Annotated in this window: 24 protein-coding genes and 1 pseudogene; 13 read left to right on the top strand and 12 right to left on the bottom strand. The window is 73.9% G+C overall.

Annotated elements, in window-relative coordinates:
- Positions 1–52: 52 nt before the first annotated feature.
- Together ABZ117_RS06320 and ABZ117_RS06315 are read left to right on the top strand one after the other, a co-directional pair.
- The gene (locus ABZ117_RS06320; RefSeq protein WP_356817910.1) at positions 53–436 is read left to right on the top strand and encodes a hypothetical protein; all 384 of its coding nucleotides are present in this window, start codon (positions 53–55) and stop codon (positions 434–436) included.
- 7 nt (positions 437–443) lie between these two features.
- A complete protein-coding gene (locus ABZ117_RS06315) occupies positions 444–719 on the top strand; it encodes a DUF4031 domain-containing protein (protein ID WP_356817908.1) in 276 nt (91 codons plus the stop codon).
- Here the strand turns inward: ABZ117_RS06315 and ABZ117_RS06310 are convergent.
- Positions 701–1,792 carry a GNAT family N-acetyltransferase gene (locus ABZ117_RS06310; RefSeq protein WP_356818167.1) on the bottom strand — a complete coding sequence of 364 codons (1,092 nt, stop codon included), beginning with the start codon at positions 1,790–1,792 and terminating at the stop codon, positions 701–703. The two genes, ABZ117_RS06315 and ABZ117_RS06310, sit on opposite strands and share 19 nt — an antisense overlap.
- Positions 1,793–1,828: 36 nt before the next feature.
- Positions 1,829–2,473 carry a hypothetical protein gene (locus ABZ117_RS06305; protein WP_356817906.1) on the bottom strand — a complete coding sequence of 215 codons (645 nt, stop codon included), beginning with the start codon at positions 2,471–2,473 and terminating at the stop codon, positions 1,829–1,831.
- Positions 2,474–2,601: 128 nt separating this feature from the next.
- Here ABZ117_RS06305 and ABZ117_RS06300 point away from each other — a divergent pair, with 128 nt between their 5' ends.
- Positions 2,602–3,300, top strand: a complete 699-nt coding sequence (locus ABZ117_RS06300; protein WP_356817904.1) for a copper homeostasis protein CutC — start codon at positions 2,602–2,604, stop codon at positions 3,298–3,300.
- Positions 3,301–3,312: 12 nt separating this feature from the next.
- Here ABZ117_RS06300 and ABZ117_RS06295 read toward each other — a convergent pair whose 3' ends face one another.
- Positions 3,313–5,355, bottom strand: coding sequence for a UvrD-helicase domain-containing protein (locus ABZ117_RS06295; protein ID WP_356817903.1), 2,043 nt, complete (start codon positions 5,353–5,355; stop codon positions 3,313–3,315).
- A gap of 354 nt (positions 5,356–5,709) precedes the next feature.
- On the opposite strand from ABZ117_RS06295, the gene ABZ117_RS06290 reads away from it, so the two are divergent.
- Entirely contained in the window at positions 5,710–6,732 is a 1,023-nt protein-coding gene (locus ABZ117_RS06290; protein ID WP_356818165.1) for a glycosyltransferase 87 family protein, read from the top strand.
- A gap of 53 nt (positions 6,733–6,785) precedes the next feature.
- On the top strand, positions 6,786–7,121 hold the full coding sequence (locus ABZ117_RS06285; protein ID WP_356817901.1) for a hypothetical protein: 336 nt from the start codon (positions 6,786–6,788) through the stop codon (positions 7,119–7,121).
- Between the two features lie 15 nt (positions 7,122–7,136).
- Here the strand turns inward: ABZ117_RS06285 and ABZ117_RS06280 are convergent, their stop codons facing one another.
- Together ABZ117_RS06280 and ABZ117_RS06275 are read right to left on the bottom strand one after the other, a co-directional pair.
- Complete coding sequence (locus ABZ117_RS06280; RefSeq protein ID WP_356817899.1) at positions 7,137–8,780, bottom strand: DNA repair helicase XPB; 1,644 nt, start codon at positions 8,778–8,780, stop codon at positions 7,137–7,139.
- Positions 8,781–8,879: 99 nt separating this feature from the next.
- Positions 8,880–11,555 carry a helicase C-terminal domain-containing protein gene (locus tag ABZ117_RS06275; RefSeq protein ID WP_356817897.1) on the bottom strand — a complete coding sequence of 892 codons (2,676 nt, stop codon included), beginning with the start codon at positions 11,553–11,555 and terminating at the stop codon, positions 8,880–8,882.
- Positions 11,556–11,652: 97 nt separating this feature from the next.
- On the opposite strand from ABZ117_RS06275, the gene ABZ117_RS06270 reads away from it, so the two are divergent.
- Together ABZ117_RS06270 and ABZ117_RS06265 are read left to right on the top strand one after the other, a co-directional pair.
- A complete protein-coding gene (locus ABZ117_RS06270) occupies positions 11,653–12,693 on the top strand; it encodes a hypothetical protein (protein WP_356817896.1) in 1,041 nt (346 codons plus the stop codon).
- A gap of 80 nt (positions 12,694–12,773) precedes the next feature.
- Positions 12,774–13,406, top strand: a complete 633-nt coding sequence (locus ABZ117_RS06265) for an HAD family hydrolase (protein WP_356817894.1) — start codon at positions 12,774–12,776, stop codon at positions 13,404–13,406.
- On the opposite strand, the gene ABZ117_RS06260 is transcribed toward ABZ117_RS06265, so the two are convergent.
- Complete coding sequence (locus ABZ117_RS06260; protein ID WP_356817893.1) at positions 13,382–13,633, bottom strand: hypothetical protein; 252 nt, start codon at positions 13,631–13,633, stop codon at positions 13,382–13,384. The genes ABZ117_RS06265 and ABZ117_RS06260 overlap by 25 nt on opposite strands.
- A 163-nt stretch (positions 13,634–13,796) precedes the next feature.
- Here ABZ117_RS06260 and ABZ117_RS06255 point away from each other — a divergent pair, with 163 nt between their 5' ends.
- Positions 13,797–14,180, top strand: a complete 384-nt coding sequence (locus tag ABZ117_RS06255; RefSeq protein WP_356817891.1) for a cold-shock protein — start codon at positions 13,797–13,799, stop codon at positions 14,178–14,180.
- A gap of 13 nt (positions 14,181–14,193) precedes the next feature.
- On the opposite strand, the gene ABZ117_RS06250 is transcribed toward ABZ117_RS06255, so the two are convergent.
- From ABZ117_RS06250 to ABZ117_RS06235, 4 genes are all read right to left on the bottom strand, one after another.
- Positions 14,194–15,072: a 1,4-dihydroxy-6-naphthoate synthase gene (locus ABZ117_RS06250; RefSeq protein WP_356817889.1), complete on the bottom strand. Its 879-nt coding sequence runs from the start codon at positions 15,070–15,072 to the stop codon at positions 14,194–14,196.
- Complete coding sequence (locus tag ABZ117_RS06245; RefSeq protein ID WP_356818163.1) at positions 15,062–15,829, bottom strand: futalosine hydrolase; 768 nt, start codon at positions 15,827–15,829, stop codon at positions 15,062–15,064. The genes ABZ117_RS06250 and ABZ117_RS06245 overlap by 11 nt, the downstream gene beginning before the upstream one ends.
- Entirely contained in the window at positions 15,802–16,275 is a 474-nt protein-coding gene (locus tag ABZ117_RS06240) for a DUF2771 domain-containing protein (protein ID WP_356817887.1), read from the bottom strand. Before ABZ117_RS06240 ends, ABZ117_RS06245 begins: the two co-directional genes overlap by 28 nt.
- 148 nt (positions 16,276–16,423) lie before the next feature.
- Positions 16,424–17,767, bottom strand: coding sequence for an MFS transporter (locus ABZ117_RS06235; RefSeq protein ID WP_356818161.1), 1,344 nt, complete (start codon positions 17,765–17,767; stop codon positions 16,424–16,426).
- 370 nt (positions 17,768–18,137) lie between these two features.
- Between ABZ117_RS06235 and ABZ117_RS06230 the strand changes: the two genes are divergently transcribed.
- Positions 18,138–19,064, top strand: coding sequence for a DUF3027 domain-containing protein (locus ABZ117_RS06230; protein WP_356817885.1), 927 nt, complete (start codon positions 18,138–18,140; stop codon positions 19,062–19,064).
- 32 nt (positions 19,065–19,096) lie between these two features.
- Here the strand turns inward: ABZ117_RS06230 and ABZ117_RS06225 are convergent.
- Positions 19,097–19,495, bottom strand: a pseudogene (locus ABZ117_RS06225) (ATP-binding protein); the annotation flags it as partial.
- A gap of 112 nt (positions 19,496–19,607) precedes the next feature.
- On the opposite strand from ABZ117_RS06225, the gene ABZ117_RS06220 reads away from it, so the two are divergent.
- Positions 19,608–20,453 (top strand): helix-turn-helix transcriptional regulator, encoded by an 846-nt coding sequence (locus tag ABZ117_RS06220; protein WP_356817883.1) that lies wholly within the window; start codon positions 19,608–19,610, stop codon positions 20,451–20,453.
- The gene (locus ABZ117_RS06215; RefSeq protein ID WP_356817881.1) at positions 20,450–20,689 is read left to right on the top strand and encodes a DUF397 domain-containing protein; all 240 of its coding nucleotides are present in this window, start codon (positions 20,450–20,452) and stop codon (positions 20,687–20,689) included. The genes ABZ117_RS06220 and ABZ117_RS06215 overlap by 4 nt, the downstream gene beginning before the upstream one ends.
- Before the next feature lies 1 nt (position 20,690).
- On the opposite strand, the gene ABZ117_RS06210 is transcribed toward ABZ117_RS06215, so the two are convergent.
- The gene (locus ABZ117_RS06210; RefSeq protein ID WP_356817879.1) at positions 20,691–22,325 is read right to left on the bottom strand and encodes an alkaline phosphatase D family protein; all 1,635 of its coding nucleotides are present in this window, start codon (positions 22,323–22,325) and stop codon (positions 20,691–20,693) included.
- A gap of 190 nt (positions 22,326–22,515) precedes the next feature.
- Between ABZ117_RS06210 and ppk2 the strand changes: the two genes are divergently transcribed.
- Positions 22,516–23,511: a polyphosphate kinase 2 gene (ppk2, locus tag ABZ117_RS06205; protein WP_356817877.1), complete on the top strand. Its 996-nt coding sequence runs from the start codon at positions 22,516–22,518 to the stop codon at positions 23,509–23,511.
- Between the two features lie 36 nt (positions 23,512–23,547).
- Positions 23,548–24,510, top strand: coding sequence for a YihY/virulence factor BrkB family protein (locus ABZ117_RS06200; protein ID WP_356817875.1), 963 nt, complete (start codon positions 23,548–23,550; stop codon positions 24,508–24,510).
- The last annotated feature ends 101 nt before the right edge of the window (positions 24,511–24,611 follow it).

Raw genomic sequence — 24,611 nt, 5'->3', positions numbered from 1 at the left:
TGAAAGATATTTTCGGTTCCTTGGCCGGGTCAAGAGTGCGCACAATGGGTGCATGGATCCCATCAGCCCCCTGGAACAGGCGTTGCACGCGGCCCGCGCCCTGGTACTCGCGGACCTCGTCGCGGGTGGGGCCGCGGAGCCCGACGTGGTCTCGCTGGTGGAGGACTCCGTCGTGCAGCGCCGCTGGTGGGTCGGGCAGTGGCCGCAGGGCGCCGGCTATGTCGCCGGGCTGGTCGCGCAGGACGTGCAGGACGCGCTGCTGGACCGGTACGGCCGCTGGCCGCTGTGCCCGGTGTGCGGGGGCGGCGACCCCCACGCCCTGGAGGTGGAACCGGAACTGGGCCCCGATCCGCACTGGGTGTGCCACAAGGCGGGCGTGAAGGTCGCCCCGGTGGGCTCGCTCAGCTCGGCGACGGGCGGGACGGCGTCCTCGTGAGGCGCCGATGACCGTCTACATCGACCCGCCGGCCTGGCCCGGACACGGGCGCATGTGGTCGCACCTGGTGAGCGATATGTCCTACGACGAGCTGCACCGGTTCGCCGAGGCGCTGGGCGTCCCGCGGCGGGCCTTCGAGCGCGACCACTACGACCTGCCGTCGCACCGGTACGCGGACGCGGTGGCCGCCGGGGCGGTGGAGGTGCGCAGCCGCGAGGTGGTGCGCCTGCTGCGGGCGTCCGGGCTGCGCCGGCCGAAGGGGCGTCAGGCGCGGCGCACGTAGAGCCGGAGGCCGCTGTCCATGTCGTACTCCTCGTGGGCGGTCCGCTCCTCGTCCACGGTCGCCCGGACGAACCCGGCCCGGGCCGCCACCTGTTGCGAGGGGACGTTGTCCGGTTCGACCGTCGCGACGACCGTGTCGACGTCGTCCCGGGCCAGCGCCCACTCGGTCAGGGTGCGCACCGCCTCGGTCGCGTAGCCGTCGCCGCGGGCGCCCTCGATCAGGTCGTAGCCGATCTCCACCCGGCGCTCGTCGTCCGGGGCGCCGTGGAAGCAGACGCCGCCGATCGCCCGGCCGTCCTCCTGCCGGACGAGGGCGAAGACGCCGAACTCCGGGCGGTGGGCGCCTGTTTCGTAGGCCTTCATCAGATGCGAGCAGGCCTGCCGGGTGCCCTCGTGCGGGCCGTCCCCGAGCCAGTCCAGGCCGCCCCTGCCGCCGAGGCGCACGTCGTCGGCGACGGCGGGGCGGATGCCGGTGAGGAGGAGGCGCTCGGTGGGGAGGACCAGGTTGTTGTACAAGGTCCAGTCGGTGACGCGGGCGCGGCCGGGCAGTTCGCCGCGGCCGGTCGCCCACAGCAGGGTCGGCCAGGGCTCGGGGCCGGGCTCGACGTGGGGGAACAGCCAGGCGAGGACGGCCGCGGCGAGGTCCGGGTCGGGTTCGTGGGCGAGGCCGAGCCCCCCGGCGATGTCGTGCGTGTGCAGGAGCGCCTCGTTGACGGCCAGCGCCGCGAAACCCTCGCGGTCGGCGGTGCCGAAGGGGTGGGGGTGGTACGCGCGGACCCCGGGCGGCGCGGTGCGGACGGCCGCGGCCACCAGGGCGCCGGTCGCCTCGATCACCTGGAGCAGTCCGGCGTTGTCGGTGCCCTCGGGGAGGGTGAGGGCCAGCGGGAAGCGCTCCTGGGCGCGGCTGGCGAGACGGCTCGCGTAGTGGGTGAAGGCCTGGGCGATGTGGAAGGCCGTCGTACGGCAGGTCCACTCCATGCCGGCCGCGTGGACCGCTTCCCAGTCCCGGTCCACTCCCGCGCGCAGTGTCGCCGTGCAGTGCGCGACGGCCGCGTCCACCTGGTCCCCGCTCATCATCCGCATGCGCGCACAGTACGGCGGGGGCCGTTCTCAGGTCGACAGCATTTCCAGCTCGCCGGCCAGGTTGTGGCGGGCGGTGGCCTCCCAGTGCTCCTGGCCGTACGGCGTGCGGAACAGGCTTGGCAGCTCCAGGAGTTGGCGCAGGACCGCGGAACGGCCGGTGCGGAAGGCGGCGTCGGGGACGAAGTGGTACTCCTCGCGGATCCGGGCGGTGTAGGCGGCGTACGCCGACGGGGGCGCGGCCAGGACGGCCAGGTCGGCGTCGCACAGCACCTGCCCGTCGCGGTCGGAGGCGGCCGGGTCGTGCGTGACGGTGAGCCGGACCAGCCGGGCCACCTCGGCGGTCTTCGCGCCGGGCACGCCGGCCTCGGGCAGGGCGCGCTCGGCCAGCCGCGCGGACCGTTCCTCGTTCTCGGACCGTTCGGGCAGGTAGACGGCGTCGTGGAACCAGGCGGCCAGGCGGACGACGTCCGGGTCGGCGGCGCAGGGCGCCAGGGTGTCGACGTGGTCGAGCACCTCGGTGAGGTGGGCCACCGTGTGGTAGCGGCGCTGCGGCTCCTGCCAGCGGATGAGCAGGTTGTCGGCGTACGGCGTGGGGTCGGGGCCGCCGCCGGGGGCGCGGGCGGCTTCCAGGGCACGGGCGAAACGGAGGCGCAGGGCGTCGAGATCGGCCATGGACGGCATTCTGCCGCGCCGCCCGCCCGCCCACGGGCGCCCGGGTTCCGTTTCGGGTGAGGGACGTCCCCGTTCCGGCGTACGCTTTGATTGGACTAGACCTGTAGTGGCGGAGGGAATGGGGTGCCATGAGCAAGCGTGCAGTCCTGGAGGTGATCGCCCTCGACACCGAGGACGCGGTCGCCGCCCAGGCCGGAGGCGCGGACCGGCTGGAGCTGGTCACCGAGATGGCGGCCGACGGGCTCACCCCCTCGCCCGCCACCGTCGCCGCGATCCGCGCCGCCGTCGACATCGACCTGCGCGTGATGCTCCGCCTCGCGGACGGCTTCGCCGCCGGTGACGTGACACGGCTGGCCGGGGTCGCCGGCGAGCTGCGGGCGGCCGGCGCCGACCAGTTCGTGCTCGGCTTCCTGGACGCGGCCGGCGGTGTCGACCTGGCCGCGGTGGAGCGGGTCGTGGCCGCGCTCGACGGCTGCCCGTGGACGTTCCACCGGGCGATCGACCGGGCCGCCGACCGCGACGCCCTGCGCAAACACCTCGCCGACCTGCCCGGCCTGGACACCTACCTCACCGCCGGCTCCGCCACCGGCGTGGACGACGGCCTGCCCACCCTGCTCGCCGAGGCGGCACGCGGGGGCGAACCCGGGTACGCGCAGCAGATCCTGGTGGGCGGCGGCCTCCGGCTCGACCACGTGCCCCGGCTCCGGGCCGGCGGCCTCACGGCGTTCCACATCGGCGGCGCGGCCCGCCCCGACGGCTGGCAGGGCCCGGTCTCGCCGGACGCGGTCACCCGCTGGCGCACGACCCTGGACGCCGACGCCGACTAGCCGTGTCGCGCGCTACCCGGCGAGCTGGGCGGGCAGGGGGTGCGCGTGGGTGACGATCAGACCCGACACGGCGCGGGTCAGCGCCACGTACAGCCGGCGCAGGCCCGTGCGTTCGTCCGGTTCGCCGTCCACCACGGCCCGCGGCTCGTCCAGGACCACGTAGTCGTACTCCAGGCCCTTGGCGAGGGAGGCCGGGACGAGGGTCAGCCGGGTCTCCCGGGTCGTCTCCTCGCCCGGCCCCAGGTATCCGAGGTTGGCCGCGGTCAGCGCCTCGGCCAGCTCCGGGATCCGGGCGTCGGCCGCGATCAGGCCGGTCGAGCCCTCGTTGCGCAGCAGCTGGGCGCAGGCGGCGACGACACCGGCCGGCTCCGCGACCGTACGGATCTCGAAGAAGCCCGGGTTCTCCCGGACGGAGGCGACCGGGGTGAGGCCGGGCGCGATGTGGGGCAGCAGCCGGGAGGCGTACGTGATCACGTCCGTCGGCACGCGGAAACCGGCCGTCAGCTCCTCCACGACCCCGTCCGGCTTGCCGAGGTGGCCCAGCGCCTCCGCCCAGCTCCGGGTCGCCCACGGGGTCGTGCCCTGCGCGAGGTCGCCGAGGACGGTCGCGCTGCCGGTGGTGCAGCGGCGGCCGACCGCGCGGTACTGCATCGGGGACAGGTCCTGCGCCTCGTCCAGGACGACATGGCCGAGCGAGGACGTGCGCTGGATCAGGTCGGCCGCCTCGTCGATCAGCACGGCGTCCGCCGCCGACCACCTGGCCGCCTTCACGCTCCGCACCGGCCTGTCCCACAGGATCGTCCGCTGCTCGTCCTCGTCCAGGAGTCCGGCGGCGTGCTCGGCGAGGAACTCCGCGTCGGTCAGCAGCCGCAGCACCAGCTTCGCCGGGTCGACGGCCGGCCAGACGCTCTTCACGGCCGCCTTCACCGCGGCGTCGCGGGCGACCGCGTCCTGCACCCGGTCGTCCGGGGCCTCCCCGGCCCGCTCCATCTGCACGAGCACCGCGTGCGCGATGCGCTGCGGCAGGGCCTCGCGGGCGGCCCCGTAGCGGATGTCCCGCGCCAGCAGCTCGCGGACGATGTCCTCCAGCTCGTACGCCGGGACCCGCCGGCGCCGGGAGCCCCGCACCACCACGACCGGCTCGGCCGGCATGGTCACGTGGGAGTACAGGGCCCGGCGCAGCACCTCGGCCATCCGGGCGTCGCCCTTGACGACGGCGGCGGGCGCGTCGTCGGTGCCGCGCACCTCCACATGGGCGACGAGGTCGTCCACGGTGGCCTGCTGCACGGCCAGCTCGCCCAGGGCGGGCAGGACCTGTTCGATGTAGTGCAGGAAGGACCGGTTCGGTCCGATGACGAGGGTGCCGGTGCGGGCCAGCCGCTCGCGGTGGGCGTAGAGCAGGTAGGCCACCCGGTGCAGGCCGACGGCCGTCTTGCCGGTCCCCGGCCCTCCCTGCACGCAGACGGTGCCGCCGAGCCCGCTGCGGACGATCTCGTCCTGCTCGGGCTGGATGGTGGCGACGATGTCCCGCATCGGGCCGACGCGCGGCCGTTCGATCTCCTGCTGGAGCAGCTTGCTGGTGGGGCCGTCCTCCATCGGGCCGGCCGGGTCGGCCGGGTCACCGAGGTGCTCGTCCTCGTACGCCGTGAGGTCCCCGCCCGTGTAGCCGAAGCGGCGGCGCAGCCCGACGTCCATGGGGTCCTTGCGGGACGCCCGGTAGAACGGCTGCGAGACCGGTGCGCGCCAGTCGATGACCATGGGGTCGCCGTGGGCGTCGTGCACGTGCCGCCGCCCGATGTAGAAGCGTCCGCCCGTCTCCCACCGCTGTTCCCGGTAGTCGAGGCGGCCGAAGAACAGCGGGGTGCCGCTGAGGTCGGCCAGTGCCTTGACGCGCGCCTCGATCTGCCGGGCGAGCACTTCGGCGTTGACCCAGTTCGCGGTGACGTCCCGGATGTCCAGGGCTTCCGCGTCCTCCCGCATGGCGCGCAGGGCGGCACGGGAAGCGGCGAGGTGGGCGCGTTCGCGGGCGAGGGGGTCGTCGGTGGGCGTGGACAAGGGGGTGCCTCCGGTGGGCCTGCTGCGTGGGCTGTGACGATGCCGTCCGGTTTCCGGCCGGGCGGCGGCGCTCCGTGGCGGAGGCGGGCAAGAGCGGAGATTGTAGAGGGGCCGACGGGCGGGGGCCACCGAATATCGGGGCCGCACATCGGTGCCGCGGGGATTCTCGGCACGCGCGGCACCGAAGATCGACATAAGGTCACATCCGTGCGGAAACGGACGGTGACGCCTCTCCTCCCGGCCCTCCCCCCGGCCCCTGCCCCTCCCGCGTCCGTTCTGCCCGTCCTGCCTGTGCTCCTCCTGGCGCTCTCCCTCGGCTGCTTCGCCGCCCTGTGCGTGGTGCAGCGGGCCCCGATGGCCGACCTGCTGGTGTACCGGGCCGAGGGGGCCGCCGCGGCCCACGGCGGCGACCTGTACGGCTTCACGGTCACCGGGTGGCGGCTCCCGGCGACCTACCCGCCCTTCGCGGCCCTCCTCTTCGTCCCCGCGGCCTGGCTCCCCCTGCCCGTCCTGAAGGCGGCCTCCCTGGCGGGCAACGCCGCTCTGCTCGCCGGCCTGGTCGCCCTCTCCGGCCGTCTGGCCTCCCGCCCGCTGTCCCCGGCCCGGTTGTGCACGGCCACCGCCGCCGCGCTCTGGCTGGAACCGGTGTTCCAGACGGTCCTGTTCGGCCAGGTCAACCTGGCCGTCGTCTGCCTGACCCTGTGGGACCTGACCCGGCCGCCCGGCGCCCGCGCCCGGGGCCTGGCCCTCGGCGTGGCGGCCGGTGTCAAACTCACCCCGGTCCTCTTCCTGGTCTACCTGCTGCTGCGCGGACGCCGGCGGCAGGCGGCCACGGCGGCGGCCGGTCTCGCCGCCACCGTCCTGCTCGGCTTCCTGCTGCTCCCCGCGGCGAGCGCCGACTTCTGGACCCGGCGGCTGTACGAGACCGGCCGGGTCGGCAAGGCGTGGATCGTGGACAACCAGTCCCTGCGGGGGCTGCTCGCGCGGGCCCTGCACGACCCCGCGCCGGGCCTCGCCTGGGCGCTGCCGGCGGCGGCGGTCGCGGTGGCGGGCCTCGCGCTGGCCCGCCGTGCCCGCCGGGAGAGCCACGGCGTCCTGCTGACCGCGTTCACGGCCCTGCTGGTCTGCCCGGTCAGCTGGACCCACCACTGGGTGTGGTGCGTGCCGCTGCTCGCGGTGCTGCGGGCGGAGGGCCGCACCCGTACGGCCGTGCTGGTGGCCCTCGTCTTCACCGCCCGCACGATGTGGCTGGTCCCCCACCACGGCTCCCTGGACCTGGAGCTGCCGTGGTGGCAGCAGCCGTTGGCGGCCCCGTACGCCCTGCTGCCGTTCCTGCTGCCGTTCCTGTTGCCCGTTCGGACGGGCCGGCTCGTGTGACAGCATGATCAACCGTTGTCCGAACCTCACGACCGAACGAACGGGGATACCGCATGCCGTTCTCGACGCTTCCGATCCGTAAGGCGGTGGGCGCTCTGACCACCGCCACCGCCCTCGCCCTGGGCGCCACCGTCCTGGCCGCGCCCGGCGCCTTCGCCGTGGACTCGTCCGGGTGCACCAAGAACATCAAGGACGCCACCTACCCGGTCGTCCAGTGGGACCACGCCGACATGCACACCGGCCCCGGCTACACCTACAAGGTGAAGAAGTCCGTCTTCGCGGGCAGCAAGGTGCGCGTGTACTGCACGGCGTACAAGAAGGGCGTCACCTGGTACTACGGAAAGTCCGGCACGACCAAGGGCTGGATGGACAGCTACGCGTTCTTCTAGGCCGAACGAGAGGCCCTAGCCCTCCGCCAGGATCTCGTCCGCGTCCATGATCCGGTACGCGTACCCCTGCTCCGCCAGGAACCGCTGGCGGTGGGCGGCGAAGTCCTGGTCGAGGGTGTCGCGGGCGACGACCGAGTAGAAGTGCGCCTGGTGGCCGTCGGCCTTGGGGCGCAGCACCCGGCCGAGCCGCTGGGCCTCCTCCTGCCGGGAGCCGAACGTCCCCGACACCTGGACGGCGACCGTGGCCTCCGGCAGGTCGATGGAGAAGTTGGCGACCTTCGACACCACCAGCACGCTGATCTCGCCCTGGCGGAAGGCTTCGAAGAGCTTCTCCCGCTGCGCGTTGGAGGTCTCGCCCTTGATGACGGGCGCGTTCAGATGCTCGCCCAGCTCGTCCAGCTGGTCGATGTACTGGCCGATGACCAGGATCTGCTGCCCCGCGAACCGGCGGACGATCGCCTCCGTGACCTTCCGCTTGGTGGCGGTGGTCGCGCAGAAGCGGTACTTCTCCTCGGCCTCGGCGGTGGCGTACGCGAGCCGCTCGGCGTCGGTGAGGTTGACGCGGACCTCGACGCAGTCGGCGGGCGCGATGTAGCCCTGCGCCTCGATCTCCTTCCAGGGCGCGTCGAACCGCTTCGGCCCGATCAGCGAGAACACGTCCGACTCGCGGCCGTCCTCGCGGACCAGGGTCGCCGTCAGCCCCAGGCGCCGCCGCGCCTGGAGGTCGGCGGTGAACTTGAAGACGGGCGCGGGCAGCAGGTGCACCTCGTCGTAGACGATCAGCCCCCAGTCCCGGGAGTCGAACAGCTCCAGGTGCGGGTAGACGCCCTTCCGCCGGGTCGTGAGGACCTGGTAGGTGGCGATGGTGACGGGACGGATCTCCTTGCGCGTCCCGCTGTACTCGCCGATCTCCTCCTCGGTCAGCGACGTCCGCTTCACCAGCTCGTGCTTCCACTGCCGGGCCGAGACGGTGTTGGTGACGAGGATCAGGGTGGTGGACCGGGCCTGGGCCATCGCCCCGGCTCCGACCAGCGTCTTCCCGGCGCCGCAGGGCAGCACCACGACGCCGCTGCCGCCGTGCCAGAAGTTCTCCACGGCCTGCTTCTGGTACGGCCGCAGCGCCCAGTCGTCCTCCAGCAGGTCGATGGGGTGCGCCTCACCGTCGACGTACCCGGCGAGGTCCTCGGCCGGCCAGCCCAGCTTCAGCAGCGTCTGCTTGATCTGCCCCCGCTCCGAGGGGTGCACGGCCACGGTGTCCGCGTCGAGGCGGGTGCCGACCAGCGGGGCGATCCGCTTGGACTTCAGCACCTCCTCCAGCACCGGGCGGTCTGTGGTGGTCAGGACGAGTCCGTGCGCGGGGTGCTTGCTGAGGGTGAGGCGGCCGTAGCGGTCCATCGTCTCGGCGATGTCGACGAGCAGCGCGTGCGGCACCGGGTACCGGCTGTACTCCACCAGGGCGTCCACGACCTGCTCGGCGTCGTGGCCGGCGGCGCGCGCGTTCCACAGGCCCAGCGGGGTCACCCGGTAGGTGTGGATGTGCTCGGGTGCCCGCTCCAGCTCGGCGAAGGGCGCGATGGCGCGCCGGCAGTCACCGGCCCGCTCGTGGTCGACCTCCAGGAGCAGGGTCTTGTCGGACTGGACGATCAGTGGACCGTTCACGCGCGGCACACCCTTTCCGCAATAGCCAAACGTCCAGTGTGCCTCATCCGGCGGGGTTCCCCCCAGGTTCCCGGGGCCGGTGGCGTTACCGGGGCGGTCTCACTCCTCCGCCAGCTCGGCGACCCCCGTGATCCGGTGCAGCGGATACGTCCGCACCTCGTCCGCCGTGTGGTCGTACGCCGTCACGAAGCCGCCCTCGACCCGGATCGGCGCAATGACCCGCTGGCTGGCGGCACCCTCGGCGTTGACGTAGCCGATCCACACGGAGTCGCCGGTCAGGACGGCGGCCTGCATGGTGGCCAGGGTGTCGGCGGAGGACGTGCGGGGCAGCTCGCCGCCCGCCGGGGAGCCGTCGACGGCCTTGCGCGGGGTGGTGGCGGCCAGGTCACCGGCCCGGATCGCGCGGACCGCCGCCGCGAGGAGCGTGGCGTCGGGCGGCGGCGGCCCCTCCGGCACCGGCTCGGGCGCGGCGCGCGGCGGGGTGCGGTGGGCGTGGGCGCGGGCGATCAGCACGTCGCCCTCGGCGGACTCGGCGGCGGGCGCGTACCCCATGCCGCGCAGCCCCTCCAGCAGCGTCACCGGGTCGTTCTGCGAGGCCAGCACGGTCGGGGCGAGGCGGCGCAGGCGCAGGCCGGCGGCGCGCCGGTCGGCGAGGATCTCGTTCAGCAGGGCGTCGTCGTCGCAGCGGACGTACGCGGAGGCCGCGCCGACCCGCAGGTGGCCGTGTCTGCGGGCCACGTCGTCGATGAGGTAGGTGAGCGGCTGCGGGACCGGGGTGCGGGAGTGCTCGGCGAGGAAGGCGTGCAGGTCGGCGGCGGCCCGGCCGGCGTCCAGGGCGCGGCGCACGGACGCCGGGGTGAACCGGTACACGGTCGCGCCGCCCTTGGACTCCACGTCCGCGAGCACCCCCAGCATGTCCGCGAGGGGACGGCGCAGCGGGCCGGGGGCGACCGCGGTCAGGTCGGCCTGGAGCAGCACGTGGTCCAGGGGCTCGGGCAGCAGCGGGGCGAGCAGCCGGGCCGCGGCGGCGGTCGCGGCGGCCTGGTCGGTGCCGGAGAGGGGCGCGAGCCGGACGGCGGGCCGGTGATGGTGCACGGGCAGCTTGTCACCGGGTCCGGCCGGGTCCGCGGCGCCGGATGCGCCGGAAGCGGACGCACCACCGGGTGCGGGGGAGCCGGGCACCGGCGGCCCGGCCTCGGGCGCGGCGGGCCGGGCGGCACCGGAGCGGGCGCCGGAACCGGAACCGGCGGGGGGTGCCCCGAGCAGCGCGCGGCCGTGCGCCGACAGGGCGCCCCGCCCGGTGACGCCCAGCAGCTCGGCCTCCGTCAGGGTCCAGCGGGCGAGCCGGGAGCGCAGATCCTCCTCGCCGCCGTCCTTCCCCCACGCGCCGCCGCGCTCGCGCGGGGCGGTACTCGCGGGGCCGCGCAACGGGTGCTCCCAGCGCAGCCGGGACAGCACCGACCCGGCGTCCGGGGCCGCGCCCTGCGGCAGCGCCGCCAGCAGGGCCAGCACCCGGTGCCGTACCTCGGGCGCGGCGGACCGGTCCAGGCCCGGGCCGAGCGCCGACAGCGTGCGGTCCTTGGCGTCCCGGCCGCCGATCAGCCCCGGGGCGCGGGTGGCCGTCAGCCAGGCCTGGGCGAGCCGGCCCCAGCGTTCGGCGGGGGGCGTCCGAAGCCACTCGTCGTAGGCGGGCGTGGCCGCGTACCGCTCGTCGGCCTCGCCGTCGGAGGCGATCAGACCGGCCGCGTAAGCCAGCTCGACCCAGAACGCGGCGACCGGTTCCGACACGTCCAGGGCGACGGCGGTCCGCTTCAGGTCACGGACGCTCAGCCCGCCCGCCCGCAGCACCGCCGGGCCGCCCTCGTCCCAGTCCTTCAGCAGCTCCTCGACGGTGGCCAGGGCGGTGTACGCCTGCCCGGCGGCCGTCGCGTCCACCACCTGCGGGCTGTGCGTCGCGGCCGGCGCCACCGCGGGCGGCAGCGGTTCGGGCGTGCGGTGGGCGCGGCCCTCCCGCAGATGCAGGGCCACCTCGCGGGGCAGGACGACCGTGCCGGGGGCCGTCGGCAGGAGCAGCCCACGGTCCAGCAGCCAGCGCAGATGCGCGGCCGGATCCGCGGTGACCTGCCCGTACGGCGGCCCCCACACCAGCCGGGACAGCACCTCACGGGCGGCCTCCGGCGCCCCGGCGAGCAGCTTCGCCATCTTCTTGCGATGGGTGAAGAGCCCGGTGAGCGCGGTCACCGCGGACACCGAGTCATGCGTCGACGCCAGCCCCGCCGTCGTCACGATCTCCTGGATCCGGCCCGGCGACATGCCCGAGGTGGCCTCCTGCACGGTGGGGCCCAGCCCGGTCGGCGACGGATGCTGCGGGGACGGCGCGAGCAGCTCGCGGGCGGTGCGCACCAGCCGCAGCCGGACGTCGTCGCCCCACACCAGCGCCTGCTCGCGCAGGGTGCCCAGGGCCCGCGGCAGCGCGGCGGCCACCGCCTCGTCCACGGCGTCCCCCGCCATCAGTCCCAGCAGTGTGTCGTAGGACGCCGGGTCCGGGGCCACCGCGAGCGCCTCCGCCGTCTGCAACGCGAACCGGTCCAGCCGCTCCAGCGCGCGCAGCACCGAGGCCCGCGTGCCGGCGCGGGTGGCGAGCTGGGTCAGGTCGGTGGGGACGGGGGTGATGAGGTCCGGGCGGCTGCGCAGCAGCGCGGCCAGGGAGGCGTCGTCCCTGGCGCGGAGCGCTTCCGCGAGGGACCGAGGGACTGAGTGGGCCTCGGGGCTCATCCGGCCAACGGTAGCGGACTTCCCCGTGCCGGGGGCGCCGGGAAAGAAGCGGTACGGTCCTCACGGGTTTCAGTCGGCGTCACCCCGGAGGGGTTTCGTGGGGATCGAGAGCGACCAGGTCGTCTACGAGTATCTGAGCCGCGTCGGGGACATCGCGCAGCGACGGCAGCTGCCGTCGGCCACCCGGATGCGGCTCGTGTCGGAGCTGCGCAACGAGATCGACCGGTCGCGGGCGAGGACGACGGTGGACTCGCCCGCCGCCGTCCGCCGCATCCTGGAGCGCCTGGGCACCCCCGACGAGGTCGTCTCGGCGGCGGACGGCGCCGCCGGGGGACCGCAGCCGCCCAGCACCGCCGTGCCGGCGCAGCCCGCGGACCGGGAGCGGGCGCCGGGACGGGGGCCCGCGGCACCGCCGGAGTCGGCGCGGGGCCGGTGGGGGCGGGCCGTGCCGCGTCCGCGCGCCGCCGAGCCGGCCCCGCCCGCCGCGTCCTCCCCGCCGCATCTCGCGCCCGCGCACGAGCTGGGGGACACGGTGGCGGCGCCCGACTGGTGGCGGATGAGCGCCGGCGGCCCGTCGCCGGACCTCGATCCGGTGCCGGGGTTCGTCGGCGGGGTGGAGATCCCGGAGCTGCTCAGACGGCCGCCGGAGGCCGCGGGGGCGGACGTCCGGAAGGCCGACGGGGCCGGTGCTCGCAAGGCCGGGACGGTGGCGGAGTCCGGCGGGGACGGAGACGGGGACGGGGACGGGACCGAAGCCGGCGTCGTGGCCGGGACCGGCCGGCGCCGCCTTCCCCGGTTCGCGGCCGGCTGGTCCAACCCGCTGTTGCTGCTCGGGGCCGCCGCGCTGGTCGCCGGTGCCGTGTTCGGCAACTGGATCCCGCTGCTGCTGGGCTGGCTGATCGCCTACGGCTCCCGGCGGCTGACGCCCGCGGAGACGAAGTGCGCGGTGCTGGTGCTGCCCGGTACGGCGGTCGCGGCCGGGGTGGTGTGGCTGTGGGGGCGCAACGAGGGCCGGTGGGGGGAGCCGATCGCCCAGGGCCACCTGAACGACGCCGTCGGGGAGACGTGGCCGTGGGTGGTCAGGGGAGCGGCGGTGGCCACGGCGCTGTTCCTGGCGTGGCGCTCGCAGCGGAAGTGACGCCGTCGGCCCGGCGGTGCGGTCCGGGTGCGTCGTTGGGTGCTCGCGCGGTTCCCGCGCCCCTGCCGGGGACCGGCAGAATGTGGGGTATGGCTTCCTCACTGACCGTCGGGTTCGACCTGGACATGACCCTCATCGACTCGCGGCCGGGCATCCGTGCCTGTTATCTGGCGCTGTCGGAGCGGACGGGGACCTTCATCGACGCCGATCTGGCGGTGACCCGGCTGGGGCCGCCGCTCGCCGAGGAGCTGATCCACTGGTTCCCGGCCGATCAGGTGCCGGTGATGGCCGATCTGTACCGGGAGATGTACCCGTCGAGGGCCATCACCGCGACGCCGGCCATGGACGGGGCCCGGGAGGCGATCGACGCGGTCCGCGCGGCCGGCGGCAGGACGATGGTGGTGACGGCGAAGTACGAGCCGAACGCCGAACTGCACCTGGCCCACCTCGGCATCGAGCCGGACGTGGTCGTCGGTGACCTGTGGGCCGAGCAGAAGGCGGTGGCGCTGCGCGAGCACGGCGCGGGCGTGTACGTGGGCGACCACGTCGGCGACGTGCGCGGGGCCCGCACGGCGGGGGCGTTGTCGGTGGCCGTGGCGACCGGCCCGTGCCCGGCCGAGGAGCTGCGCGCGGCCGGGGCGGACGTCGTCCTGGACGACCTGTCGGCGTTCCCGGCGTGGTTCGCCGGCTACCGGGAGGCGTCCCTCGCCTGACGCCGTCCCGCGGCGACGGACCGCAGGACACCGGCGCCGGCGACGAGGAATCCGACGGCCATGAGCATGCTCAGGCCGAACATGTACGTCGGGAAGGGCGTCGCGCCGAGCAGCATCGGTGCCACCGTGACCAGGGTGGCCACCGCCCCGACGAAGAAGACGACGGCACCGGCGCGGATCAGTCCGTCACCGGGCGCGGTGGAATTCGGTTGGGTTTTGTCACGCACCGGACCAGGGTAGTTCCTGGCGCGAGAGAACAGCCGGGGGCCGTCTTGTCACCGGCCCGCAGACCATTAGCCTTGGTAGCGGCGGGTCACGGTCGACCCGCTCTGTGCTATCAAGAGCCGTTTCCGAAGCATTCCCCCAACGAGTACGAGGACGAGGACAGACGTGCCTACCGGCAAGGTCAAGTGGTTCAACAGCGAGAAGGGCTTCGGCTTCCTCTCCCGCGACGACGGCGGTGACGTCTTCGTTCATTCCTCTGTTCTCCCCGCCGGAGTCGATGTGCTCAAGCCGGGCCAGCGCGTGGAGTTCGGGGTGGTCGCCGGCCAGCGCGGCGACCAGGCGCTGTCGGTCATCGTGCTCGACCCGACGCCGTCGGTCGCCGCGGCCCAGCGCAAGAAGCCGGACGAGCTGGCCTCGATCGTGCAGGACCTGACGACTCTCCTGGAGAACATCACCCCGCAGCTGGAGAAGGGCCGTTACCCCGACAAGGTCTCCGGCAAGAAGATCGCCGGCCTGCTCCGCGCGGTCGCCGACCAGCTGGACGTCTAGAGAGCCGTCGCCGTCAGGGAAACGCGAGCGCGTCCGGGCCGAGGGGTGGTACGAGCCCCTCGGCCGCCGCGCGCGTGAGCAGTCCGCGGACCGCGGCGTAACCGTCCTCGCCGAGGCCGGCGGTGAACTCGTTGACGTACAGCCCGATGTGCTGGTCGGCGACGGCCGGGTCCATCTCCTGGGCGTGCGCCAGGACGTACGGGCGGGAGGCCTCCGGGTCGTCCCAGGCGGCCCGCACCGAGGCGCGGACGGACTCGGCGAGCCGGCCGAGCGTCTCGGCGCCCAGCGCGCGCCGGGCGATGATCGCGCCGAGCGGGATCGGCAGCCCGGTGGTCAGCTCCCAGTGCTCGCCCATGTCGGCGAGCTTGTGCAGCCCGTAGTCCTGATAGGTGAAGCGGGCCTCGTGGATGACCAGTCCGGCGTCCACCTTGCCGTCCCGTACGGCCGGCATGATCTCGTGGAACGGCAGGACGACGATCTCGCCGACCCCGCCGGGCAGCGTGTCCGCGGCCCACAGGCGGAACAGCAGGTAGGCGGTGGACTTCTCGCTGGGCACCGCGACCGTACGTCCGGTGAGGTCGGCGCCCGGCTCGCGGGTGAGGACCAGCGGTCCGCAGCCCCGGCCCAGCGCGCCGCCGCACGGCAGCAGCGCGTACGTGTCGAGAACGTACGGCAGGACGGCGTACGACACCTTCAGCACGTCCGACTCGCCGCGCTCGGCCATGCCGTTGGTGATGTCGATGTCGGCGAAGGTCACGTCCAGCGCGGGGGCGCCGGGGACGCGCCCGTGGGCGAGGGCGTCGAAGACGAAGGTGTCGTTGGGGCAGGGCGAGTACGCGATCTTCAGCGGTTCGACGCCCGCCGGCTCGGTGCTCAGCGGCTCAGTGCTCATGCGGGTTCCAACTCTCCAGTGCGGGCGCCAGCTTCCTCTCCAGTGCGGGCGCCAGCTTCCCGAAGCCCTCGGTGAGGGCGGCGAGGGCGTCGCCGATGCGCCAGGCGGCACGGTCGCGGGGCCCGACGGGGTTGGAGACGGCGCGGATCTCCAGCACGGGCACCCGGTGCGCGGCGGCGGCCTCGGCCACCCCGAACCCCTCCATGCCCTCGGCGAGCGCGCCGGGGTGCCGGGCACGCAGGGCGGCGGCGCGGGCGGCGGTGCCGGTCACGGTGGAGACGGTCAGGATGGTGCCGGTACGGGCGCCGGTGGCCTCGGACACGACTCGTACGAGTGATTCCGGCGGGCGGTGGGTGACGGTTCCGAACCCGAGTTCGGTGACCGGCAGGAAGCCGTCGGCGGTCTCGGCGCCGAGGTCGGCCACGGTGACCGCGTCGGCGACGACGAGGGAGCCGACGGGCGCGCCGGGCGCGAAGCCGCCGCCGATCCCGGCCGAGATCACCAGGCCGTAGGGCCGGCCGGCCAGCGCGGCGGCGGTGAGGGCACCCGCGGTGGACGCGGCGGCGAGCGCCGGGCCGACCCCGGCGGCCAGCAGGTCCCAGCCGGCGGCCGTACGGCACAGCACCGCGCCCGGCAGCCGTATCTCCTCGGCCGCGGGCAGCGCCCGGGCCACCGCGTCCCGCTCGACGGGGACCGCGGTGGCGACCAGGACCCGTACCGCCGTCGTGATCAGGCCTTCTTCAGCTTGAAGGACCAGACGCCGTCGTTCGACTTGCCGCCCATGCGGATGGACACCGTGTTGGTGTTGCCCTGGGTGCCGTACTGCGTGTTGAAGAAGGCGCTGCTCGGGATCGTCCGGTACGTCTCCTTGCTGGTGTCGGTGAACTGGCGGCCGTTCACCAGGAGGACCCAGCCGGCGTCCGCGATCTTCGGGTCGACGCCGACGCGGACGGTCTCGTCCTGGCCGACCTTGATCGACTCGACGTCGCCGGCCTTCTTGACGCACTTCGCCAGCGACTTGTCGTCGAGGGCCTTGCCGTCGTTGTAGCAGAGGGCCTCGGCGTTGACCGAGCTCCTGCCGACGGTGATCGTCGCGACGGGTGTCGGCTTGTCGCAGGCCGACAGGGCGAGCAGTCCGGCGGAAACGGCGCCGGCGGCGGCGACGGCGCGGCGGCGTCGCACAACGGATTGCAGCGTGGTCATGGCCGAAGGCTATCGGGCGCCCGTGGCCGACCGCCCACGCGGGGTGCGGCGTGCCCGGTTCGTTACGCCGGGCGTGCCCGCGGCCGGGCGGCCCGTACCCGGATCGTCACGCCACCCGCGCCCGCGTCCGACCGCCGTGCCGGGGCCGTCACGCCACCTGGGCCCGGGCCCGGGTGCCGTGCCGGGCCGAGGCGAGCAGCCCCCGCAAGGTGCTCAGCCAGCCGACGGCCACGAACGCGGCGCCGGTCAGCAGCCCCACCGTGCCGTTGAGCGGCATCACGATGCCGACCGCGCCGCCGAACACCCACGCCATCTGGAGCAGCGTCTCCGAGCGGGCGAACGCCGAGGTCCGCACCGCCTCCGGCACGTCCCGCTGGATCAGCGCGTCGAGCGCCAGCTTGGCCAGGGCCTGCGCGAACCCGGCGACCGCGGCGAGGCAGGCCACCAGGAACGCCCCGAAGAACACGGCGGCGATCACCCCGGCACCGAGGACCACCGCGACCACGGTCACGATGATGATCTCCGGGGCGCGGGACCTCAGCCATGCCCCCACGGCCGTCCCCAGCGCGTTGCCCGTGCCCGCCGCGACCCCCACCACGCCCAGCGACACCGCCGCGCTCTCCCCGGTCAGAGGGTGCTCACGCAGCAGGAACGCGAGGAAGAAGATAAGGAAGCCGGACAGGCAGCGCAGGCCGGCGTTGGCGCCGAGCGCGTGCGTGACGGCGGGCCCGACGGTCCGCAGCCCCGGCCGCTTCGGCGGGGTGCGGCGCGAGCCGTGCCGGTGCTCCTCGTCGGCCGCGAGCAGCGCCCTGCCCTCGCCCTTGGCCGAGTCGACCGTGGGCGGCAGGGAGAACGACAGGATCGTTCCGCCCACGAAGATCACGAAGGAGCCGTACAGCGGCCACGGGTCGCCCATGGCGTGCAGCCCCGCCGCGACCGGGGCGGCGGCACCGGTGGCCAGCAGCCCCGCGAGGGTCACCCGGGAGTTGGCCTTCACCAGCGAGAACCCGCGCGGCAGCAGCCGGGGCACGACGGCGCTTCTGATCACGCCGTACGCCTTCGACGCCACCAGCACGCCCAGCGCCGCCGGATACAGCTCCAGGCTGCCGGTCGCCACCGCGCCCGAGATGATCAGCGCGAGCAGCGCCCGCGCGAGCATCGCCCCGGCCATCGCCGCCCGCCGCCCGTGCGGCAGCCGGTCCAGCAGGGGCCCGATGACGGGGGCGAGCACCGTGAACGGCGCCATCGTGATGGCGAGGTACAGCGCGACCCGCCCGCGTGCCTCGTCGGTGGGCACGGAGAAGAACACGGTGGAGGCGAGCGCGACGGTGATCATCACATCGCCGGCGCCGTTCACCGCGTGCAGTTCGATCAGCTTGCCCAGGCCCGACTCGCCGGCCCCGTGCGCGTGCGTCACCTTGCGGATGCCGCGCGCCGTACCGGTGACCGGAAGGTGCAGGGCGCGGCCCACCGAGCGGACGGCACCTCCCACCCGGCCCGAACCGCCGCCCCGACCCTCTACCTTGTCCGCGGCTGCCACGACGTTCATAGTGCCCCGAGATCGGCTTCGATAGTGCCCTCCGTACGCGTGTGGCGGCGTACAAAGCTCTGATCGGGGCCCGCCGGGGCTTCGGAACGGGGTTCCGCGACCGCCACTCGGCCGGGGCGGGTGGCCGGGTCGGGGAATCCACGAATCCCGCCCGGTGTAGCGTGCCTATCTCAGCCATAACGCAGAATGGATGGCAGAGGTGCGCCCGGGCGCGCGGATGCAGACGTCGATGCGGTCCCCAGGTCCGCTCCGTAGGCGAAACCGCCGGAGGCAGCCGCACTCGATGAGACGGCGTAGGAGAGAAGCGATACCTGTGAGCGCAGCGACCACGCGAAGCCGCACCCCCGACCGCCTGTGCGCCGAGGCCGTCGACCTCGCACGCGCCGCCGCCGAGGAGGCCGCCGCGCCCGGCGTGGTCGGTGAGCACAGCGGCCTGGTGTCCGAGGGCGACCGCGTTGTCACGCACTTCTTCGACTGCGAGGAGCTGGGCTACCGGGGCTGGCGCTGGGCCGTGACGGTGGCCCGCGCCTCCCGCGCCAAGGCCGTCACGCTCGACGAGGTCGTCCTCCTGCCGGGCCCCGACGCCCTCCTCGCCCCCGAGTGGGTCCCGTGGAGCGAGCGCCTGCGCCCCGGCGACCTCGGTCCCGGCGACCTGCTCCCCACCGACCAGGACGACCTGCGCCTGGAACCCGGCTACACCGGCGAGGAGGAGCCGCTGCCCAGCGCGGCGGTCTCCGAGGAGATGCGGGAACTGGCCGAGGCGGAGGACGCCGACGTCACCCCCGGCACCCCCGCCGTGCAGCAGCCCGTCCCCGCCCGGGGGACGATCGCCGCCGTCGCCGAGGAACTCGGCATGCGCCGGGCCCGCGTCCTGTCCCGCTACGGCCTGCACAGCGCCGCCGACCGCTGGGAAGACGCCTTCGGCCCCAAGACCCCCATGGCCCAGGCGGCCCCCGCCAGCTGCGTCAGCTGCGGCTTCCTCACCCCCATCGGCGGCTCCCTCGGCCAGGCCTTCGGCGTCTGCGCCAACGAGTACTCGCCGGCGGACGGCCACGTGGTCTCCCTCGCCTACGGCTGCGGCGGCCACTCCGAGGCGGCGGTCATGCCCAAGCCCCCGCAGCCGGCCGCGCCGGTCGTCGACGAGACCCGCGTCGACCCCTTCCCGCTCCGCCCCGCCCGCGACTCCGGCTCCGTCCCGGACACCGGCGACGACGAGACGGCGGAACTCGGGCACTCCTGACCCACGGCCGCCGCCGGGCCGCCCCCTGACCGCAGACACACCTCCGCCCACACGGTCTTCCTCGGCGACGGCCCCGGCGCCGTACCCCACCGCCGCGCGAGCGCGTCCACGAGCAGCAGCCCCCGGCCCGCGTCGGCATCCGGCGCGGGCCGCCCCGGCTCGGGCAGCCGGTCACCGCGCGTGTCGGTCACCTCGATCCGGAGGGTGTCCCCGACGGCGTACAGCGTCAGCCGGAAGTCGCGGCCCGTGACCCGGCCGTGAGTGGCCGCGTTGGCGGCCAGCTCCGCCACGATCAGCTCCGCGGGGTCCAGCGGAAGTCCCCAGGCGCGGAGCCGCTCCGTGGCCAACAGCCGGGCCAGCCGGGCCCCTCGGGGCGTGGGCGACAGCTGCACCGTGAAGTTCGGGACGGGGGTGGAGATTTGCTCGTTCACATCACCCAGCGTGGCCGTGCCTGCTACCTGTGAACAGTGACTACGCGGTTGCGTAGGGTCACTGTCCATCGCTTGTCCGGACGGGTCCGGGCTGTCGAGAAGGGGGTGCGCTGTGAGCGAGGAAGAGGAGCCGGGGTGGGAGGTCGACCCCGATGACGAGTGGGGGCTCGCCGTCATCGCGACAGTGGGACGCCAGTTGAGGCTGCGCCGGGAGGCGGTGGGCATGCGGGTGCCCGACTTCGCCAAGGCCATCGGGTACGGCGACGACATGGTCTACAAGGTGGAGTCCGGCAAACGGATCCCCAGGCCGGAGTACCTCGACAAGTCCGACAGGGTTCTGAACGCGGGTGGGCTGCTCGCCGCGATGAAGGAGGACGTGGAGAAGGTCCGCTATCCGAAGAAGGTCCGGGATCTGGCGGAGGTGGAAGCCAGGGCGGTCGAGTATGGGGTGTACGTCGGCCTCAGCGTTCATGGTCTGTTGCAGACACCTGAGCATGCCCGAGCCCTGTTCGAGGTGTCGCAATCCGCCTACTCGGAGGCGGAACTGGAGAGGCTGGTAGCCGCTCGCATGGCGCGCAAGGCGATCTTCGAGCGAACTCCCGCTCCTGCGCTCAGCTTTGTGCAAGAAGAGGTGACGCTGTGCCGACAGGTGGGAGGCACAATGGTGTGGCGTCAGCAGCTCGAACACCTGCTTGATGTTGCTCAACGCCGCAATGTCACCTTGCAGGTGATGCCGACCGACTCGGGAGCCCACCCCGGGCTGAGCGGCAAGATCGAGGTGCTGAAGTTCGGAGACGGAACGGCGGTGGGACGCTCCGACGGTGCGTTCAACGGCCGACCTACCTCTGACCCGAAACAGCTCCGCATTCTGGAGCTGCGATACGGCACTATCCGGGCGCAGGCGCTCTCCCCGCGGGAGTCACTGGCCTACATCGAGCACCTGCTTGGAGAGACATGATCCGCTGGTTCAAGAGCAGCTACAGCGACGGGCCTGAAGGCGACTCCTGCGTCGAGGTCGCCCTGGACTGGTTCAAGAGCAGCTACAGCAGCAGCAGCGAAGGAGACTCCTGCGTCGAGGTCGCCACCGCCCCCTCCACCATCCACATCCGCGACTCCAAGCAGACCGGCGGAGCCGTCCTCACCGTCGCGCCCGCGGCCTGGACGGACTTCGTCCGGCACGCGGCCACGGGCTGAACTACCCCCGTGTCAGGGTCGTTTCGTGCGCGGTGCGCAACTTCTCCTCCGGCGTGGTGAGTTCCAGCCGGAGGTGGGCCGTGCGGCCGCGCAGGGTCAGGGTCATGAGCTGGTTGCCGAACCACGGCCCGCCCTGCTTGCGCCAGAGCACCGGAGGTCGCCCGCAGCGGCCGTGCCGGGCGAGGAGGCGTCCGAGCAGGCGGGCCGGGGCGCTCCAGCCGAAGCGGAAGCCGACCCGCATCGACAGGGGCACGGAGTTGTGGACGGGTGAGCAGGTGAGCTGGACGACGGGGATGCGGGGTCCGTCGGTCGGCCAGGAGGCCCGGGCGAGGTAGCCGTGGTGCACGTCCCCGGAGAGCACGCACACGCTCGCCGGGGCGTCCGGCGCGGTCCCGATCTCGGCGATCAGCGCGGCGAGGGAGGCGAAGGAGCGGGGGAAGGCGGCCCAGTGCTCCAGGTCGGCGCGGCGGCGCAGGTACTCGCCGAAGCGGGCCCAGCGCGCCCCGCGTTCCCCGGCGCACAGGGCGGCGTCCCAGTTCTCGGTGTCGTGCACGAGGTGCGGCAGCAGCCAGGGCAGGGACGTACCGAGGAGCAGGTGGTCGTACGAGCCCGGGTCGGACAGCACCTGTTCGCGCAGCCAGTCGGCCTCGACGGGGGTGAGCATGGACCGGCGGTCCTCCTCCAGGACGCGTGCCGCCCGGGAGTCCACCATCACCACCCGGACCCGGCCGAAGTCGCGCCGGTAGCTGAAGCGGACCGCGGAGGGGTCGGCGTCGGCCCGGGTGGCGAGGTCGCGCAGCGCGCCGGTGCCGTCGGGGGTGGCGCGTACGGCGGCGTAGGCGGGGTCCTCGGCCAGTTCGGCGGGGGAGAGATTGCCGAGGTGCTGGTGGACCCAGTAGGACATCAGGCCGCTGAGGATCCGTTCCTGCCACCAGTCGGTGGCGCGCATGTCGGCGAGCCAGGCGGCGGAGGTGTTCCAGTCGTCCACGATGTCGTGGTCGTCGAAGATCATGAAGCTGGGCACGGTGGACAGCAGCCAGCGGATCTCGGGGTCGAGCCAGGACTCGTGGTAGAGGCGGCAGTACTCCTCGTAGTCCGTGACCTGGCTGCCGGGTGCCTTGTCCAGGTCACGGCGGCCGGCCAGCCAGCGCCGGGTGTCCTCGGAGGTCTCGTCCGCGTACACCTGGTCGCCCAGGAGCAGCAGGACGTCGGGGCGCCGGGCGCCGGGGTCGGCCGCCAGCCGGGTGGCCAGGGTGTCGAGGGCGTCCGGGCCGACCGGGTCCGTGCCGTCGGCCGGGGGCGCGGCCCAGCGGCAGGACCCGAAGGTGACCCGGACGGCGTCGCCGGCGCCGGGTGCCCGGATCACGGAGGGCGGGAAGCGGGAGTCGGGCAGGGGCCACGCCGGGGCGTCGTCGTCGTCCAGGAACACCTCGTACGACGGCGCACCGTCCGGCCGCAGCCCGGTGACCGTGACGAGCGCGTAGTGGTGTCCGGCGACCTGGAAGGTGGGGGCCGTGCCGCCCGCACCGTCCGAGCAGCGCACCTCCACCGCGCAGGGCCGGCTCGTCTCGACCCACACGGTCGCGCATGAGTCGTCGGTGTACCTCAGCACTGGTCCCAGACGCAGTTCCGGCACGTGAGGTCCCTCCGGTCTCGCACTGTACGAATGGCAACGACCCCAGCGACCGTACAGGGCGCGCCCGGCGGCGGTCGTCCCCCGGGCCAGGTCGTGCGTCTGGGCCCGCTCTTCGCGGGCACGTGGGAGGGGACCACGACGGGGTCCGGCGGGGTGGCCCCGGCGAGTGGCCGGGCGGGAGAGGCGGTCCATGGCCGAGCACGAGCAGGTGACGGAGACGCGGGACACCGACGGCACGGTGCGGGAGGACGACCTGCTGCGGGGTCTGGAGGTGGACGACCGGCAGCCGGAACGGCCGGTGCTCCTGGGGGCCGGCGGCGGGCCGGTCGAGACCTGGCGGGAGAACCATCCCTACGACAGCAGGCTCGGCCGGCGCGAGTACGAGCGGACCAAGCGGATACTCCAGATAGAGCTGCTCAAGCTCCAGCGCTGGGTGAAGGAGACGGGCCGGCGGGTCGTCGTGGTCTGCGAGGGCCGGGACGCGGCCGGCAAGGGCGGCACCATCAAGCGGATGACCGAGCGGCTCAACCCCCGCGGGGCCCGCGTGGTGGCGCTGGACAAGCCCACCGAGCGCGAGGCGGGACAGTGGTACTTCCAGCGGTACGTGACGCACCTCCCGGGGCGCGGCGAGATCGTCTTCTTCGACCGCTCCTGGTACAACCGGGCGGGAGTGGAACGGGTCATGGGTTTCTGCACGGACGCCGAGTACGAGCAGTTCCTCGCGCAGACCCCGATGTTCGAGCGGCTGCTCACCGACGACGGCATCCTGCTGGTGAAGTTCTGGTTCTCGGTGTCCCGCGCCGAGCAGCGCACCCGGTTCGCGATCCGCCAGGTCGACCCGGTACGCCGCTGGAAGCTCTCGCCCACCGATCTGGCCTCCCTCGACCGCTGGGACGACTACACGGCGGCCAAGGTCGAGATGTTCCGGGCGACGGACACGGCACACGCGCCCTGGACGGTCGTGAAGAACAACGACAAGCGGCGGGGCCGGCTGGAAGCGATGCGCAGTCTGCTCGACCGCTTCGACTACCTCGCCAAGGACACCACGGCGGTGGGAACCCCCGATCCGCTGATCGTCGGTGCGGCGGACACCCTGCTGGAGCCGGGTGAGGAACCCACGGCACTGTCGCCGACACCGCTGGCCGGGCCCGGCAACGGTCCCGGGAACCATCCGGACCCGCGGTGACGGCCGGCCGCTTCCACATCTGAGGAGACGCAGACCATGGGGACGGTGGTCCACGTCCCGCAGACGCGGGACATGATCGGGGAGGAGCTCTCCGGCGACGAGGCCTTCACCGCGCTGCGGCACTACGGAGGCGTACGGCTGCTGCTCGACGCGTTCTCCCGGTTCCGCTACGCCGACGGTTTCACCAACGCGCGGGCCCTCGGCTTCCAGATCGTGCTGGGCATGGTGCCGCTCGTCATCGCGCTGGTCGGCCTCGCCACGGCCGCGCACACGGAGAGCGTGGGACGCGTCATCGAGCTGACCCTGAGCAGGATCGTGCCGGGGGGCGGCTCGGACGTCATCCAGGACGCGCTGCGCGGCACCCGCCGCACCGCCGGCTCCGACCTGTGGGGCAAGGTCGCGCTCTGCCTGGGCCTGGCCTTCTCCGTCATCAACCTGGCCTCGGCGATGGGCCAGGTCGAGCGGGGCGCCAACCGCATCTACGGCATCGAACGGGACCGGCCCTTCCCCCGCAAGTACGGCAGGGCCGTGCTCCTCGCGTTCGCGGCCGGGGTGCCGATGGTGCTGGGCTTCCTCGTCCTCGTCGCGGGCGGGGCCGTCGGCGCCGCGACGACCGAGGCGCTGGGCATGTCCGCGCCCCCGGCGTGGTGGGGCGCCCTGGAGGTGCCCGTGGGCACGGCCTTCGCCTGGGTGGCGTCCGCCGTCATCCTGCGCTGGTCGCCGCGCCGGGACCAGCCCGGGTACACCTGGCTGGCGTTCGGTTCCGCCGTCCACCTGGTGCTGTGGGTCGTCGCGACCTGGCTGCTGGCCCTCTACGTCTCCCGGAGCGGCTCCTTCGGCGCCGTGTACGGGCCCCTCACCGCCTTCGTGGCGCTGCTGCTGTGGGCCAACCTGACTGCGGTCGCCCTGTTCCTGGGCATCGCGTTCGCCGCCCAGCTGGAAGCCGCGCGCGCCGGTCTGGGCCGTGCCGTCAACCCCGATCCGGGGCCGGGACCCTGACGCGGAGGCACGGCGGTGCCGAGGGGCGTTCCCCCTGGCCACCGGCGTTCCCGTGCCCATGCGACCGGCCTCGGCGCCGCGGCCGCCCCGCCCCTTCGGCC

It is taken from the genome of Streptomyces sp. NPDC006309, from assembly GCF_040613095.1.
Classification (GTDB): domain Bacteria; phylum Actinomycetota; class Actinomycetes; order Streptomycetales; family Streptomycetaceae; genus Streptomyces.
Note: the sequence above shows the minus strand (reverse complement) of the source record. Positions and strands in the feature narration are given on the sequence as shown.

Bases quoted from the DNA above. Each gene is read 5' to 3' on its own strand.
- ABZ117_RS06320 (WP_356817910.1), top strand. From the start codon at position 53: ATGGATCCCATCAGCCCCCTGGAACAGGCGTTGCACGCGGCCCGCGCC.
- ABZ117_RS06315 (WP_356817908.1), top strand. From the start codon at position 444: ATGACCGTCTACATCGACCCGCCGGCCTGGCCCGGACACGGGCGCATG.
- ABZ117_RS06310 (WP_356818167.1), bottom strand. From the start codon at position 1,792: ATGAGCGGGGACCAGGTGGACGCGGCCGTCGCGCACTGCACGGCGACA.
- ABZ117_RS06305 (WP_356817906.1), bottom strand. From the start codon at position 2,473: ATGGCCGATCTCGACGCCCTGCGCCTCCGTTTCGCCCGTGCCCTGGAA.
- ABZ117_RS06300 (WP_356817904.1), top strand. From the start codon at position 2,602: ATGAGCAAGCGTGCAGTCCTGGAGGTGATCGCCCTCGACACCGAGGAC.
- ABZ117_RS06290 (WP_356818165.1), top strand. From the start codon at position 5,710: ATGGCCGACCTGCTGGTGTACCGGGCCGAGGGGGCCGCCGCGGCCCAC.
- ABZ117_RS06285 (WP_356817901.1), top strand. From the start codon at position 6,786: ATGCCGTTCTCGACGCTTCCGATCCGTAAGGCGGTGGGCGCTCTGACC.
- ABZ117_RS06275 (WP_356817897.1), bottom strand. From the start codon at position 11,555: ATGAGCCCCGAGGCCCACTCAGTCCCTCGGTCCCTCGCGGAAGCGCTC.
- ABZ117_RS06265 (WP_356817894.1), top strand. From the start codon at position 12,774: ATGTGGGGTATGGCTTCCTCACTGACCGTCGGGTTCGACCTGGACATG.
- ABZ117_RS06250 (WP_356817889.1), bottom strand. From the start codon at position 15,072: ATGAGCACTGAGCCGCTGAGCACCGAGCCGGCGGGCGTCGAACCGCTG.
- ABZ117_RS06240 (WP_356817887.1), bottom strand. From the start codon at position 16,275: ATGACCACGCTGCAATCCGTTGTGCGACGCCGCCGCGCCGTCGCCGCC.
- ABZ117_RS06215 (WP_356817881.1), top strand. From the start codon at position 20,450: ATGATCCGCTGGTTCAAGAGCAGCTACAGCGACGGGCCTGAAGGCGAC.
- ppk2 (WP_356817877.1), top strand. From the start codon at position 22,516: ATGGCCGAGCACGAGCAGGTGACGGAGACGCGGGACACCGACGGCACG.
- ABZ117_RS06200 (WP_356817875.1), top strand. From the start codon at position 23,548: ATGGGGACGGTGGTCCACGTCCCGCAGACGCGGGACATGATCGGGGAG.